This is a genomic window from Desulfoferrobacter suflitae (assembly GCF_022603395.1).
Classification (GTDB): domain Bacteria; phylum Desulfobacterota; class Syntrophobacteria; order Syntrophobacterales; family Syntrophobacteraceae; genus Desulfoferrobacter; species Desulfoferrobacter suflitae.
Window position 1 is genome coordinate 50,191 of record NZ_JAIBKA010000003.1, and the last position, 14,393, is coordinate 64,583.

The window sequence follows — 14,393 nt, forward strand, 5'->3', positions numbered from 1 at the left end:
CATGAACCCAAAAATACACTTTCTGCAAGGCAACGAGGCCTGCGTTGAAGCTGCCCTGTATGCCGGAGTACAGTTTTATGCGGGCTATCCCATCACGCCATCAACCGAGATCGCGGAGCATATGGCGTATCGTCTGCCACAAAAGGGCGGCAAGTTCATCCAGATGGAAGACGAAATTGCATCGATTTGTGCCATCATCGGTGCCTCTTTGACCGGACACAAAGTGATGACCGCCACCAGCGGTCCTGGTTTTTCGCTGATGCAGGAGGGGCTCGGCTATGCCATCATGGCGGAAATCCCTTGTGTGATCGTGAACGTACAGCGTGGCGGACCATCCACCGGCCTTCCCACCGGACCGAGTCAGGGGGACATCTATCAGGCTCGTTGGGGAACCCATGGCGACCACGCCATCATCGCCCTCACCGCATCCAATCATCAGGATATCTTCGAGATCACGGTGCAGGCCTTCAATATGGCGGAGACGTATCGGACTCCGGTGATTTTGCTGTTCGATGAAGTGATCGGCCATATGCGCGAGCGGCTCATTATGCCGGAAGAGGGCGAAATTCCGGTAGTCGACCGATTGCGCACGTCCGTCAAAGCCGGTGTCGATTATCACCCTTACCTTCCGCGCGAAGACGGGCGCCTGCCCATGTCGGACTTTGGCGGAGAACATCGCTACAATGTCACAGGGTTGTTTCACGATATGTGGGGATTCCCTTCGGACAATCCCGCTGTGGTTCATGGACTGCTGCGTCACCTGGTGGATAAGATCAGGAACAATGTGCAGGCGATCACGCGCTACAAAGAGTATCACCTGGAGGATGCCCAGACTATCTTGATTTCCTATGGATGCTCCGCGCGCTCCGCACTGCATGTCGTGCAAAACAGGCGCGCCCGGGGAGAACGGTTGGGGCTTCTCGAACTGCAATCCCTGTGGCCGTTTCCCTACAGCCTGGTGGAAGAAAAATGTGCCGAGGCTCGTCACATTGTCGTGGTTGAAATGAATATGGGGCAGGTTGTTCGTGCGGTAAAGCGCGCCGTGTACAATCCCGAGCGAGTCGTGCTGGCGAACAGGATCGATGGGAGTTTCATAACGCCAACCGATATCAAAAACATTTTGCGGCTCATTCAGGGAAAGGGAGTATAGGTTATGGCATCGGTTAAGGAATATATACGCGAGCGGTTCTTCCCGCACATTTGGTGCCCGGGATGCGGTCACGGTACCGTGCTGAAAAGCTTAATCACGGCGGTGGATCAACTGGGGCTGAGCAAAAATGATATTGTCATGGTTTCCGGAATCGGCTGCTCGTCGCGCATTGCGGGTTACGTGGACTTTCACACGCTGCATACCCTGCATGGCCGGGCGTTGGCGTTTGCCACCGGAGTCAAGCTTAGCAAACCGCAACTGAGGGTGATGGTGCCCATGGGAGACGGCGATGCTTTGGCCATCGGCGGAAATCATTTTATCCATGCAGCACGGCGCAACATTGCCATGACCGCCATAGTGATGAACAATCGAATTTATGGCATGACCGGCGGGCAATTTTCCCCCTTGTCGGGGTACGGCAAGGCGGCCACCACTGCTCCGTACGGCAATATCGACCACGATTTCGACGTGGTTCAACTGGCCAAGGCGGCAGGGGCGTCTTTTGTGGCTCGCACCACCACCTACCACGCTCCCCAGATGGTCGAAATACTGAAGCAGGCCTTCACCCATAAGGGCTTTGCCGTTGTAGAAATCCTCACCCAGTGTCCTACCTACTTTGGCCGCAAGAACAAAATGGGAGAGGCCCCGGACATGCTCGAATGGTTTAAGGAGAATACCACGCCGATCGGGTCTCAGGCGAAGCAAAAGAATCCCTCTCTGATTGAGCGGGGTGTATTTGTTGCCGAAGAAAAGGCGGAATACTGCACAGAATATGAAAAAGTTGTGGAAAGAGCAATGAAGGGGCGTGAGTGATGGAGAGATGCAGATTGGTTTTTTCAGGTTCGGGGGGGCAGGGAGTCATTACGGCCGCCATCATCCTGGCAGAAGCGGCCGTCCTGTATGAAAATCTCATGGCCACGCAAACACAGGCCTACGGACCCGAAGCCCGAGGCGGCGCAACCCGGTCCGACGTGATCATTTCCGATGCTCCGATCTATTTCCCCAAGGTGACGCAGCCGAATGTTCTCGTCTGTCTTACTCAGGCGGCTTACAACAAATTCTACGGCATCATCCGGCCGGGCGGTCTGCTGTTGAGCGACTCCAAGTACGTGCAGATGGAAACCAGGGTGGATGCCAGGCAGGTGCAGTTGCCCATGTATCAATCGGTCATGGATCAGATCGGCAAGCCGATCGTATTCAACATCTGCATGCTGGGAGCGGTACTCGGTCTCACCCAGGTCATCCAACCCGAAGCGGTTATGAAAGCGCTCGGGACTCGCATACCCGCGGGATTTCTCGATCTGAACCGGAAGGCTCTGGACCTTGGCATGAAGCTGGCCCTTCAGGTCAACGTGTGAAGTTGACACCCCTGCGCAGCATCTCGCTTGCGGTTCTTATTCGAATGGCCGGGTGAGTGGAGCGGTGCGCGCCCATGCGAGCGCAGGTGCCTGGCCGCAGGGGTTCGAGTCCGACCCTCTAGCGTTCCTTCCATTGCGGTTTGCGTTTCTCAAAGAAGGCCTGCACACCCTCCTTGGCATCTTCAGTGGTGCACAGACGGGCGAACGCTTCGTTCATGTAGTTGAACGCCTTGTAGTAGTCCAGGTCGGCCGCTCGGTAAAAGGCTTCTTTGCTGATCTGCACGGCTATGGGGCTCTTTGCCGCCAGGACCGCCGCCCATTTGCGCGCTTCGGCAGGCAGCTCGGCAGCCGGAACCACCTTATTTATCAGTCCCATTTCAAGAGCCTTGGGTGCACCGATCAGTTCGCCGTACAGCAGCAGTTCGAGCGCCCGTTTCCTCCCCACCGAGCGCGACACTGGAACTACCGGCCCGATGCAGTTGAGACCGACGTTGATGGCCGTCAAACCAATGCGCGCGTCTTCTGCGGCAATGGCCAGATCGGCGGCCGCCATGAGCCCTGCGCCGTTTGCCGCTGCAACTCCGTGTACCTGGGCAATAACCGGCTTCTTCATCTGACTGATGGCGGCCAGAGGGGATTCCATCAGTTCGATCCACGCCTGATACTCGATGGCGGTCTTCCCAGCCAGTTCTTTGACGTCGATTCCAGCGCAGAAGGCCTTGCCGGCTCCTTTCAAAAGAATGACCCGCACCCGCGCATCAGCGTCCAGATCCAGCAATGCTGCCCGCAGCTCCCCGGCAAGCGGAGTGTTGAATGTGTTCATGTGATCGGGGCGGTTCAACGTAAGCTCGGCCACAAAGTCGTCACCGATGTCTACTAAAAGGTTCTCATAATTCATACTGACTCATCTCCTTTAGCGTTGATTTGATGAATTTGTCTAAACTGATTGAATTCCAATTGCGAGTTCAACCCAGCAACAATAAAGCACATACTGTTGCAACCTTGTCCTTGTCCGGTTGTGCATGTTGTGATGCGACGTTCAGGTTCCACCCGGCGGCCGCCGTGAGCCTGGATACATTGATGCCAAAGCCGGACATGGAGGGCCTCGCGCTGCCGGGATGGCGGCATTTGTCCCGTCCGGTCAGCTCTGAACAGTCCCCTTGAGCGCGGCAAAAGATCATTTTGCATGAACCTCCGGCGAATCCTCTGGAATGGGAATATCCCAGCCGCACTGCGGTGCGTTCGAGGTCGGCGGTGATTTCATGGACCAATTTGAACACTTCGCTGCGTTCCTCACCGAACAGTATAGCAGTTGGCACATCGATTTTGAAGGTCAGAGCCCGGTCGAAGCGCCTCAGCAGTTGCCGGAATCCGGCGGGACCGGCAACATGAGGCGGGCAGCCGGCCGACAGTCCGTAGTTTGGGCAGCGCGGCTCGCGGCAGAGGTCGGCCAGGGCATCTTCGATCACGATGTCGGCGGTAGAAATAATCGCCGCATCGGTTGCCCCCAGTCGGCGTGCCAGCTGAACCAATTCATCCAACTTGTCCGCGTCTGTTTTGCCCAAATGCTTCATGCTGCCTGTTCCATCCGTCTCGTCGCCAACGCCGTCTCGCCGCGGGGATCTCGATGCGCCCGTCTAATGCAGCGCGCTCTGGCTAATAGTAAACTGATCGGTTTTATTTTATACTCATTATCGATGAAAATCTTCACCCATGGATCAATTTTCTCATGTTCCGTTTCACTGAGACTTGGTCTTCAAGAAAAGCTTTTGGACTTCCGGGCGAGAATGTACCCTAATGTTCTTAACGAGTCTAATCCAGACCCGCGTCTTGCTGGGTCCAAACGGCATGCCTGCCGGTGTAACGGTATGTGTCGGGGATGTCGGGAGGTCGCGGCGAGAATCGCTGAATTCAGATGACAGGAAAGGGAATGAGTGAAGCGGCAGCCTGGCGGAAATACCCCATCGGATGTAGATTTCCCGAGTGCCGTCCGGCAGGAACAAGCTCGAAAGGTCGTCGGGTCTCGCATCAAGGCATCGCAGATCGATGTGCTGCGGGTCCTGGCCATGGCCGGGGTATTCATGCATCACTGGTGGCGCGGAGGCAAAGAGAGCGGCATCATTGAATTTGGGATTACGGCAGTCGCTCATGCGGGCCGGCTCGGTGTTGTTATGTTCAACTTCATCACCGGCTTTGTTCTGGCCCTGCCTTATCTCGGCCCCGAAAAGCGCCCCAGTCCGTCTTATTCTGAATTCATGCAGCGGCGGTTCTTGCGCATTGTTCCACCTTATCATCTGGCATTGATCTTGTTCACCCTCCTCAATGTGGTCATCTTCACTCCGACCCGATACTTTTCGACCCTATTGCGTTTTCTCAAAAATTTCTTTTTCCTTCAAGGACTGGATCCGTCAACCCTGATGACCAACCTGGCCGCCTACTGGTATCTCACCCTTCTGGCCTCCTTTTATCTGGTTTTCCCATGGGTGCTTTATCTTTTTCGCCGGTTGGGGCCGCAAGCAGCCGGCCTGGTCCTCTGTAGCATCTGCTGGGGCGGGCTTGCTCTGCAGCACGTTCTTGCCCCGGACTGGCGGCCTTTATCAGGTATGCTCTATTTTAATCTGCCTGCGCGTCTTCCCGAGTTTGCCATGGGCATGTGGCTGGCGGCCGCCTGGAAGCCGGAAACTGCCCGCGCGCGGGGCCTGCCGCTGGACCGGCCTTTCCTGTTGTTCCTCTTGGCATTGGCCTTGTTTGCCTTGTTGGGCGCTTCTTTTGCGCAGAGCATGGCTAAACCACTGAGCCTCATCTATCAGGCGGCCTGCAGTTTCACGTTTTTTGTGGCCCTGTTTGTCCTCCCGGGGGTGATCCGACTGGGCGAATGGGACCTCATGGTCAAAGTGTCATCGGCGACCTACGGCATCTATTTGGTTCATCAGCCCCTGTGCACATACGCCGGATTTTGGCTGGGCGGCAACCTGAACCACCTGACCAAGGCGTTGCTGGTGCTGGTCACGATGGCGCCCGCATCGTATCTTGTGTCTCGGGTATTGGAAAGGCTTGCCCACAGGATTGTGACCTGCACTGCGGCAAGAACCAGGTTTCGTTGATTCGCGCTGAAACTTCTGTTGCAGCTCGCTGACATTTTTCGGCTCGCATTCTGCCTGGCCAGGCCGCAGAAGGTCGTGTTCGATCAGCGACTCACTTCCGACGATGCCCCATGGGCGGCACACTGCGCTGTCGCATGAAAAATTGTGCGATGTCGACACTTGTTGATAAACGGGACTGGTGCTATACAGTTGCGTTAATTCATTGGGTTCATGAGCTGTCTGATTCTGTTGTTGAGTGCTTCAGAAGGGGTGCTATGGAGAAATTTTTTCAAGCCAACAGTGTGGTGGTCATCGGGGTTTCCAATTCTCCGGGCAATCTCGGCCGGGCTATGGTCTATAATCTTTTGGAGTTTCGTTATACGGGCTGTGTCTATTTGGTGGGGCGCGAGGGGGGTGCTTTTCTGGGGCACAGGATTTATGCATCGGTTGCGGATATTCCTGAGTCGGTTGAGCTGGCGGCCGTTCTGGTCCCCGCCGGTGTGGTCCCATCCGTGCTGAGGGAGTGTGGAGAGCGGGGGATCAAGAGAATCGTGGTGCAATCCGCCGGCTTTCGAGAACTTGGCGAGGAACGGATGGACCTCGAGCAGGAGGTCATGGAATGCCTTGAACGCTACCAAATGCGCATGATCGGTCCCAACTGCATCGGCATCATCAATCGTCAAAATGGGTTGGCAGTGCCTTTCATGCCGTTTCAGGCGGAAGCTCCCCCCGGCCGTGTGTCGATTGTCTCGCAAAGCGGGGGCGTGGGCGCCATGATGATCAACGGGCTCGCCTCCGAGTATTTGGGGTTCAGCAAATTTGCAAGCATTGGCAACAAGTTGGATGTGAACGAAGCAGATTTGTTGGAATATATGATGCGGGATGAAAAAACTGATTCGATCTTCTGCTATCTGGAAGGAATTGCGGATGGCCGCAGACTTATGGAGGTTGCCTGCGGCTCATCCAAAGTGGTTGTTGTCCATAAGTCAAACACGGGCAGGTCCGGTTCTGTTATTGCGCGTTCCCACTCGGCCTCGCTTTCGTCCGATGATCAGGTGGTGAATGCGGCCTTCAGGCAATGCGGCATTTTGCGTGCCCAGGACCAGGGGCAGGCCCTGCAAATGCTCAAAGCTTTCATGCTGCCGCCCATGAAGGGCAATCGCCTTGCGGTCATATCGAGGTCCGGCGGTCATGCGGTCATGGCGGCCGACGCCGCTGAAGAACTCGGCTTTTGTTTGCCCGCTTTCCCGGACGATCTGGTACAAATGGTGGAAGCGCACTCGAGAGCGAAGGTCATCCAGTTTCACAACCCCATGGACCTTGGAGACCTGTTCGATCTCAAACTCTACCGGACTCTGGCGGAGAAAACCTTGGCGCGAGAAGACATCGACGGACTGCTCTTCATCCACAACTACCAGGGAATATTTGACGCCTCTGAATCGCGGAGGCTGATCCAAGGCCTTGGAGACATCTTTCATCACGCTCACAAGCCGCTGGCAATCTGCGTATTTACAACCCGCAGTGAATTGGAATATAATCGAAAGTCTTCAACATTTCCTATATTTACAGATCCGCGGGAAGCTTTGAAGGCGCTTGCACTGAACCGCAGCAGGCAGCTTTGCAGCCCGCTGCCATTTTCTGCGGCCAGGCCGTCCGGGGTCGACAGAGCCAAAGTCCGTCAGGTGTTGCCAGAGGACGCAACCGGCCCGCTGGCCCCCGACAGGGTTGCTGCTGTTTTGAGCGCTTACGGAATCCCGCTGATAGACTGGCGCCACGTTGACCGGGAAGTCGATGCAGTGAATGCGGCAAAGGACCTCGGGTTGCCGGTGGTTGTGAAGACGGCTGAGCCCGAGGTGATTCACAAGAGCGATGCCGGTGCGGTTCATCTCAATCTCGCTGACGAAAAAGCGATAACGTCTGCTTACCGGGCACTTTCCTCCTTCGGCCCTTCGGTTTTGCTGCAGAAAATGGCTGAACCGGGCCTGGAATGGTTCATCGGTGGACGTCAGGATCGGCAGTTTGGGCCGGTCGTGATTGTCGGTCTGGGGGGGATCTATGTAGAGGTTTTTAAGGAATCCGGCATGCGCATTGCCCCGATCGCCGAAGCGGAAGCCAATCGCCTGCTGGATGACGTCAGGGGAGCGAAACTCTTGCAGGGAATTCGCGGTGAGCCGCCGTTGGACCGAGAGGCTTTGGTGAACACCATCGTCAGAGTCTCGTGGTTGTTGACGGATTTTCCTCAGATCCAGGAACTGGATTTGAACCCCGTGCGAATCTATAAGCAAGGGTGCCTTGCGGTTGACTGGCGAATCATTGCGGGAACCCCGTAGTTCTTTCAGGAGAATTTATGAACTTTGCCTACAGCACCAATCTATTTCGTTCGCGGCCGTTGTCGGAGGCCATCGAGAGCATATCCAAAGCCGGTTTCTGTACCATTGAACTGATGGCTGATCGGCCCCATGCCTTTCCAGACGATCTTTCCGCTGCGCGTACGGCGCATCTGAACCAATGCCTTACCGAGCAGAAAATGAGAGTGTGCAACCTGAACAGTGCCATCGTGACCGCCATATCCGACATCCATAATCCTTCCTGGCTCGAAGAGGACTGGCAGCACCGCGAGGCGCGCATCCGCTATACCCTGGACTGCCTGCGCTTGGCTGCTGCGCTTGGCATCCCCTGCGTTTCAACCAACGCTGGAGGCGAAATACCGGAGACCATGAATCAGGAGGAGGCATTCAGGCTGTTTGTGGCCAATATGCACCGGGTTCTGCCGCTCGCCGGAAAGCTGGGGGTAAAACTGCTGATCGAGCCCGAACCGGGACTTTTGATTGAAACCAGCGAGCAGATGTTGAGATTTCTTAAGGAGTTGGAATTCAACGAGTTTTTGAGTATCAACTTCGATGCGGGACATTTCTTTTGCCTGGGTGAGGACCCGTGCCAATCCTGGGAGAAACTGCGCTGTTACGTCACTCACGTCCATCTGGATGATATTCCGGCCAACCGCTCGCATCGGCATGTCCAACTGGGTGAAGGGGATTTGGACATACCGGCTTTGCTGCGCAGCATTGAGGCTTCAGATTACCGAGGGCACGTCACGGTTCGAGTCGACAGTTACGATCAGAAGCCTGAAGAAATTGTGGCGGCCTCTGCAGAGTACCTGCGGGAAAAGGGATTCATGTCGAAGCGGGACGAAGCATGCGCTTGAATCGGCGGAATGCCGCCACGGACTCCCTTGGGGTCGCTCCAGTCTGTACCCGGAACATGGACCGGGTGTGCGCCTGCTGGTCGTGCCGGGGAGGCAGAATCGCATGTGTGTGGAATGGTCAAATCACACCTGGCATAACAAAGGAGGTTCCAATGCGACGATTTTTGGCTCTGCTGATCATTTTGTGGGCTGTTGCATGGGGCAATGGTGCAGCAGCCAAGACGACCATCAGGCTTGGACTTGTAACCATTCCGGGATCGGCTCAGAACATTTGTGCCGAAAAATTTAAAGAATTACTGGAAGCTCGATCCGATGACTACGAGGTGAAGATTCATCACAGTGCGTCCCTTGGCAGTGAGACAGAAATTCTACAACAGATTCAAATGAATACGGTACAGATGGGAATCATTACTGATGGACCGTTCGATGTGTTTCTGCCCGAAGTGCGCGTCATCAACTATCCCTTTCTGTTTGGAAGCTACCGGCAGGTCGATGAGGTGCTGGACGGGCCCGTGGGTCAGGAGCTGTTGCAGCGCCTCGAGAAAGTGGGCTTCAAAGGCTTGGCCTTTTCCGAAAACGGCTTTCGTCACCTGACCAACAACAAGCGCCCCGTCCACACCGTGGACGATGTTTCGGGGTTGAAGATTCGCGTCATGGAATCGGTTCTCCACAAGGAGCTGTGGCGCATGCTCGGCGCCAACCCAACCCCCATGGGCTGGCCGATTTATACCGAGCTGCAGCAGGGAACCATTGACGGTCAGGAAAATCCGCTCTCCGTCATCTGGACCTATAAGCTCTCTGAAGTGCAAAAATATTTAGCCCTGACCGGCCATGTCTATTCGGCACACATCGATGTGGCCAACCTCCAGTGGTTTGAAGGTCTACCCGGCAAAGATCAGGATCTTATTCGACAGTGTATGATTGAAGCCGCCAGGTATCAACGCGCCTGGAATCGCGACAATGAAGCCGCTTTTCTCGACGGCCTCAAGCAAGCGGGCATGCAGGTGGATGAGCAACCGGATCTGGCGGCCTTTCGCAGCAAAGTGGCAAACATTCGTCAGTTGGAAATCTACCAGGGCCCCGCAACCCGGCAGCTGCTGCAGAAATTTCTCGAGGCGGCGGGTCAATGAATTCAGGCCTGTCCCGGCACATTCAGGGGATTCATCTTGCCAGTGACTGGGCCAACCGCGTAACGGAAATCTTGTTATTTATCATTGGCTTGAACATGGCGCTGATCATCGGAGCTCAGGTGTTCAGCCGCTACGTGCTCAATCACTCGCTGTTCTGGTCGGATGAAGTTGGGCGCATCTGCCTGGTTTGGATTTCATTTCTCGGAGCGAGCGCCGCTTATAAAAGACATGCCCATATCGGCGTCGATTTTCTGGTGGCTCGGTTATCTTATCACCTGCGCATCCGCTTTGCCGTCTTTGGCGTCCTTCTGTCTCTGCTGTTTTTTGCAGTGCTGGTCCTTTATGGAATCATTTTCGCCCTTTTCATCTCCGGCCAAAAAACGGCGGCCCTTGGCCTGCCGTTGTCTCTGACCTACAGCGCCATTCCCCTGAGCGGGATGCTGTTCTCCCTGCACGCTGTGAGTCACTTGTGCCGGCTCTTGGGTCTGCGTGAGGGGAGTCCGTGACGACCTTCATCCTTTTTTCCACACTGTTTGTTCTGTTTGTCATCAATATGCCCATTGCGCTCGCCATTGGTCTGGCTTCCCTCGTGACCCTGCTGTTTTTGGGCGATTTCTCTCTGATGATGGTAATCCAGAGGCTTTATGCCGGCACCGATTCGTTCCCTCTGATGGCCGTGCCGCTTTTTATGTTTGCCGGCGCCCTCATGGAACATGGGGGAATCTCCTCACGCATAGTGCGTTTGGCGGAATGCCTGGTGGGTTGGATGCCGGGGGGGCTGGCGGCGGTTTCCATCGTGTCGGCCATGTTCTTTGCCGGTATTTCGGGATCTGCGGCGGCGGATACGGCGGCGGTTGGAGCCATCTTAATACCCTCTATGATCAAGCGAGGCTATGAGCCGGGTTTTGCCGGGGCGGTGCAGGCGGCCGGAGGGTCGACAGGTGTGATCATTCCTCCGAGTATTCCCATGATCATTTTCGGCTTTCTGACCGGCGCCTCGGTTGGGAAGCTTTTCGCCGCGGGGATTTTGCCCGGGCTCCTGATAGGGATAAGCTTGATTGCCGTGTCAACCATCCTGTCGGCAAAGAATAAATATGGGAAAATCGAGTCCTTTTCTCTGCGGCGGTTAAAGGGCAGCCTATGGGAGGCCAAATGGGCGCTGGGGGCGCCGGTTGTCATTCTTGGAGGAATATTGGGAGGGATCTTCACTGCCACCGAGTCTGCCGCTGCGGCCACCCTTTACGCTCTCGCAGTGGGGCTGATGGTGCATCGACAGCTGTCTCTCAGGGAGCTCCCGAACATTTTTGTCCGGGCATCCATCACATCCAGCGTAATTCTTTTTATTATAGCTACGGCTTCGGTGTTCAGCTGGATTATGGCGATAGAAGATATTCCCGGTCGAATTGCGGCCAATTTCCTGACTCTCAGCGACAACCCTGGGATACTGCTCATGCTGATCAACATCATGCTGCTCATTGCCGGGGTTTTTCTTGAAACCACGGCGGCCTTGATTCTGCTGACGCCGATACTCGTCAACGTGCTGCCGAGCCTTGGAGTCGATATCATTCAGCTGGGTGTGATTGTGGTGACCAATTTGGCCATCGGGATGTTGACCCCCCCCTTGGGAATTTGCCTGATTGTCTCGTCGGGCATTGCGGGCTGCCGAATGGAAGACATGGTGCACAGGATCCTTCCCATGCTGCTGATCCTTCTTGTGGACTTGATGATCATCACTTATTGGCCTCCCCTGACCCTGTTTTTCCCTGATTTATTGAATTATTGACGCCTTTCCGCAAGATCTATTGACGGAAGGTTCTCACGGGTCTATCTTCGCCCGTGTTTGATAATTGGTAAAGTTCCTCCCAAAACCAGGAAAACCATAAAGGCTTGCAGCCGGGCCTCTCGCAATAGTCGGTGAGGACTTTTTGTAAGAGGCTCGTTGAGGTGATGGAAGTCGCCATGAAATATATTTTGGTTGCCTCTGCCGATGCCGATGCCTGCAAAGTCATCCGTTCGTGCTTCAGCGAATCCAGAGTGGACGTGGTGTCCGATCGGGATGGGTGTTTCGACAGATTTCACAGAAGAACGTATGAATTCGTGTTTGTGGATCTTCACCTGCTGCGCGGCAGCCCGGTAAAAAATGGCTACAATGACTACCGGGAGGCGCTGCAGCCATTCTGGCAGGCATTTCCCAACGCAGAAATCATTGTGCTTTCGTCGCCGGAAAGGATCCGCGAGTCTGTCAATGCCGTCAAGGCAGGGGCCAGCAATTACTTAACCTACCCGATCAATCGGGACGAGGTTAACTACGTTGTGGAGAGTATTTCAGAATCTGTCCGGATGCAGTCGGAGCTGGATTATCTGCGCAACCGATTCTGGCAGGACGATTCCTTGGAGGTCATCCGCACCCATAATCCGGCCATGAAGAAGGTGCTGGAGAAGGTGAGGTCGGTGGCGCCGACCAAGGCCACGGTTCTTCTGATCGGTGAGACGGGAACAGGCAAGGGGGTCATCGCACGATTGATTCACCGGCACAGTGCCCGCAGCGAGCGGCAGTTTATAGCGGTTCACTGCGGGGCGATTCCGGAAACCTTGCTGGAAAGTGAATTGTTCGGACATGAAAAAGGAGCGTTCACCGGCGCGGTGAAACGGAAACTGGGCAAGTTTGAAATCGCCCAGGGTGGAACCCTTTTCCTGGATGAAATCGGGACGGTCACGGCATCCGCCCAGATCCGACTGCTGCAGGTCTTGCAGGACCGCACTTTTCAACGGGTCGGCGGAGAAAGCGTCATCGATGCCGATGTCAGGATCATTGCGGCATCCAACGTTGACCTGAAAGCGATGAGTGAAAGCGGCGTTTTTCGTCAGGATCTGTATTATCGTCTAAACGTTTTTCCCATCGAAATTCCTACCCTGCGAGAACGCACCGAAGACATACCGATCCTGACCGAGATCTTCATCAAACGATTGAATAAACTCTATGCCAAGCAAATTCGCGGTGTGCACCCGCAGGTCCAGGACGCTTTCAAAAGGTATTCCTGGCCCGGCAACATTCGCGAACTGGAAAATCTCATTGAACGGGCCTACATCCTCGAAACGGCGACGCTGTTGCGCCCCGAAAGTCTTCCGCGCGATCTCTTTGCCAGCGGCAGCGCGGGGGCGGGAGTCCCCGTCGATATCTCTCTCACTCTTGCCGAAGTCAGGCGCCAGGGTATCGAAGCCATAGAACGCTATTATCTCAAGGAACTACTGGCTCTCAATGCGGGCAGGATCAACGCTACCGCTGCAAATGCCGGAATCAGCAGTCGCCAGTTGCGCAAGCTCCTTGCCAAGTATGAAATCCACAAACAAGACTTCAAGCAAGGCCCCGTGGCTCAATAGGTTGGATGTGAGCGGAGATGGCGGTTCCGCAATGGTTTAAAGGGGAACATACGATTCCGCTTTACTCGGTGTTTCAGCCAATGCGGAATTGCCGGTTCCGATTTTGCCTGAGTGGAGGCGTTGCTTTTTGTCTTTTGCCCCTGATAGCGGCCCGTCGTTAACCCAAGAGGACACCGATCGATGGCGCAAACCGCCATCCAAACAGTCCCGTTCACATGTGTCCCAAACGGTATGGAAACCGACCTGCGCTGACCGATTACCTGTGGAGCCGCATGGCTGCTATACGCCTGCCCTTGCAGTGCCGATGCTCAAGTCACGAGCAAATTTAATGAGGCAGATCGGATCCGGATGGATTGTCTGGCATGCATATTGCTAAGCAACTGGAACACCCCCGTGCAGGTCAAGGCTGCGGCGGGATGAGGAGGCGCCGGTGCAGGACAGGATTTCATGAAAAATCAATCGAGCGGACAGACCGTCATTGAGGGTATCGTGACTGCATGCAGCTGGGATGACAGCGGAATGGTGACCGCTGTGAGCATATCGGCGAACGACGAAAAGGAATACTACATCGGCGCTAATGCGGGAAGTGATCGGCTCGTCGATTTGGTGCACAAACACATCAGGGCAACAGGCAATTTCCATGCAGGGCCGGGATTAGGAGTTTTTCACATAAAAGAATATGAAATTATATCGTGAGTTTATATAAAATCTTATGGTCTGATTGAATTGTACGAAACCGATTGGAGGAGCAATCGAACATGAGTCGCAGGATTTCATCATCATTTGGCTTAGTGATCGCCTTCACACTTGTAATGCTGATATGGTGCAGTGTCCTCTCAGCCTCAGGGCGGGATGAAGTCATAACCGGTACGGTAATCCAAACGGAGGAAGGGATCATCATCGAGGCCGATGATGGCGATTATCTTGTCGAGGGCAGGGATCTGTCCGACATGATCGGCAAATTTGTCGAAGCCACAGGCCGCGTCACCGAGACCGAGGAGGGCTACGTCATCTCTGTGGAGCAGTTCGAGGAGTTGCAGGAGTAAGCTTTTCCAAGAGTCGCCGGAAGGCTTTGCGAGAATGCCT

The 14,393-nt window shown here is 55.0% G+C and carries 14 protein-coding genes; 12 read left to right on the top strand and 2 right to left on the bottom strand.

Annotated elements, in window-relative coordinates; genetic code table 11:
• Position 1: 1 nt before the first annotated feature.
• Genes K1V27_RS05720 through K1V27_RS05730 form a run of 3 tightly spaced genes read left to right on the top strand, consistent with a single transcriptional unit; the run spans position 2 to position 2,508 of the window.
• A complete protein-coding gene (locus tag K1V27_RS05720) occupies positions 2-1,150 on the top strand; it encodes a 2-oxoacid:acceptor oxidoreductase subunit alpha (protein WP_258928622.1) in 1,149 nt (382 codons plus the stop codon).
• Between the two features lie 3 nt (positions 1,151-1,153).
• Entirely contained in the window at positions 1,154-1,963 is an 810-nt protein-coding gene (locus tag K1V27_RS05725; RefSeq protein WP_258928623.1) for a 2-oxoacid:ferredoxin oxidoreductase subunit beta, read from the top strand.
• On the top strand, positions 1,963-2,508 hold the full coding sequence (locus K1V27_RS05730) for a 2-oxoacid:acceptor oxidoreductase family protein (RefSeq protein WP_258928624.1): 546 nt from the start codon (positions 1,963-1,965) through the stop codon (positions 2,506-2,508). Before K1V27_RS05725 ends, K1V27_RS05730 begins: the two co-directional genes overlap by 1 nt.
• Before the next feature lie 118 nt (positions 2,509-2,626).
• Here K1V27_RS05730 and K1V27_RS05735 read toward each other — a convergent pair whose 3' ends face one another.
• Complete coding sequence (locus K1V27_RS05735) at positions 2,627-3,406, bottom strand: enoyl-CoA hydratase-related protein (protein WP_258928625.1); 780 nt, start codon at positions 3,404-3,406, stop codon at positions 2,627-2,629.
• Positions 3,407-3,473: 67 nt separating this feature from the next.
• Positions 3,474-4,082 carry a DUF2284 domain-containing protein gene (locus tag K1V27_RS05740; RefSeq protein WP_258928626.1) on the bottom strand — a complete coding sequence of 203 codons (609 nt, stop codon included), beginning with the start codon at positions 4,080-4,082 and terminating at the stop codon, positions 3,474-3,476.
• 360 nt (positions 4,083-4,442) lie between these two features.
• On the opposite strand from K1V27_RS05740, the gene K1V27_RS05745 reads away from it, so the two are divergent.
• The 9 genes from K1V27_RS05745 (at position 4,443) to K1V27_RS05785 (ending at position 14,353) form a co-directional block, all read left to right on the top strand.
• Complete coding sequence (locus tag K1V27_RS05745) at positions 4,443-5,612, top strand: acyltransferase family protein (RefSeq protein WP_258928627.1); 1,170 nt, start codon at positions 4,443-4,445, stop codon at positions 5,610-5,612.
• Positions 5,613-5,866: 254 nt separating this feature from the next.
• Complete coding sequence (locus K1V27_RS05750; protein WP_258928628.1) at positions 5,867-7,921, top strand: acetate--CoA ligase family protein; 2,055 nt, start codon at positions 5,867-5,869, stop codon at positions 7,919-7,921.
• A 17-nt stretch (positions 7,922-7,938) separates the two neighbouring features.
• Positions 7,939-8,796 carry a sugar phosphate isomerase/epimerase family protein gene (locus tag K1V27_RS05755; protein WP_258928629.1) on the top strand — a complete coding sequence of 286 codons (858 nt, stop codon included), beginning with the start codon at positions 7,939-7,941 and terminating at the stop codon, positions 8,794-8,796.
• A 152-nt stretch (positions 8,797-8,948) separates the two neighbouring features.
• Positions 8,949-9,926: a TRAP transporter substrate-binding protein gene (locus K1V27_RS05760; protein WP_258928630.1), complete on the top strand. Its 978-nt coding sequence runs from the start codon at positions 8,949-8,951 to the stop codon at positions 9,924-9,926.
• Positions 9,923-10,432, top strand: coding sequence for a TRAP transporter small permease (locus K1V27_RS05765; RefSeq protein WP_258928631.1), 510 nt, complete (start codon positions 9,923-9,925; stop codon positions 10,430-10,432). Before K1V27_RS05760 ends, K1V27_RS05765 begins: the two co-directional genes overlap by 4 nt.
• Complete coding sequence (locus K1V27_RS05770; protein WP_258928632.1) at positions 10,429-11,709, top strand: TRAP transporter large permease; 1,281 nt, start codon at positions 10,429-10,431, stop codon at positions 11,707-11,709. The genes K1V27_RS05765 and K1V27_RS05770 overlap by 4 nt, the downstream gene beginning before the upstream one ends.
• Before the next feature lie 176 nt (positions 11,710-11,885).
• A complete protein-coding gene (locus K1V27_RS05775; protein ID WP_258928633.1) occupies positions 11,886-13,307 on the top strand; it encodes a sigma-54 dependent transcriptional regulator in 1,422 nt (473 codons plus the stop codon).
• Between the two features lie 447 nt (positions 13,308-13,754).
• A complete protein-coding gene (locus K1V27_RS05780; protein ID WP_258928634.1) occupies positions 13,755-14,003 on the top strand; it encodes a hypothetical protein in 249 nt (82 codons plus the stop codon).
• Between the two features lie 62 nt (positions 14,004-14,065).
• The gene (locus K1V27_RS05785) at positions 14,066-14,353 is read left to right on the top strand and encodes a hypothetical protein (RefSeq protein ID WP_258928635.1); all 288 of its coding nucleotides are present in this window, start codon (positions 14,066-14,068) and stop codon (positions 14,351-14,353) included.
• The last annotated feature ends 40 nt before the right edge of the window (positions 14,354-14,393 follow it).

Bases quoted from the DNA above. Each gene is read 5' to 3' on its own strand.
- K1V27_RS05765 (WP_258928631.1), top strand. From the start codon at position 9,923: ATGAATTCAGGCCTGTCCCGGCACATTCAGGGGATTCATCTTGCCAGT.
- K1V27_RS05735 (WP_258928625.1), bottom strand. From the start codon at position 3,406: ATGAATTATGAGAACCTTTTAGTAGACATCGGTGACGACTTTGTGGCC.
- K1V27_RS05725 (WP_258928623.1), top strand. From the start codon at position 1,154: ATGGCATCGGTTAAGGAATATATACGCGAGCGGTTCTTCCCGCACATT.
- K1V27_RS05775 (WP_258928633.1), top strand. From the start codon at position 11,886: ATGAAATATATTTTGGTTGCCTCTGCCGATGCCGATGCCTGCAAAGTC.
- K1V27_RS05720 (WP_258928622.1), top strand. From the start codon at position 2: ATGAACCCAAAAATACACTTTCTGCAAGGCAACGAGGCCTGCGTTGAA.
- K1V27_RS05730 (WP_258928624.1), top strand. From the start codon at position 1,963: ATGGAGAGATGCAGATTGGTTTTTTCAGGTTCGGGGGGGCAGGGAGTC.
- K1V27_RS05755 (WP_258928629.1), top strand. From the start codon at position 7,939: ATGAACTTTGCCTACAGCACCAATCTATTTCGTTCGCGGCCGTTGTCG.
- K1V27_RS05780 (WP_258928634.1), top strand. From the start codon at position 13,755: ATGAAAAATCAATCGAGCGGACAGACCGTCATTGAGGGTATCGTGACT.
- K1V27_RS05760 (WP_258928630.1), top strand. From the start codon at position 8,949: ATGCGACGATTTTTGGCTCTGCTGATCATTTTGTGGGCTGTTGCATGG.
- K1V27_RS05740 (WP_258928626.1), bottom strand. From the start codon at position 4,082: ATGAAGCATTTGGGCAAAACAGACGCGGACAAGTTGGATGAATTGGTT.
- K1V27_RS05750 (WP_258928628.1), top strand. From the start codon at position 5,867: ATGGAGAAATTTTTTCAAGCCAACAGTGTGGTGGTCATCGGGGTTTCC.
- K1V27_RS05785 (WP_258928635.1), top strand. From the start codon at position 14,066: ATGAGTCGCAGGATTTCATCATCATTTGGCTTAGTGATCGCCTTCACA.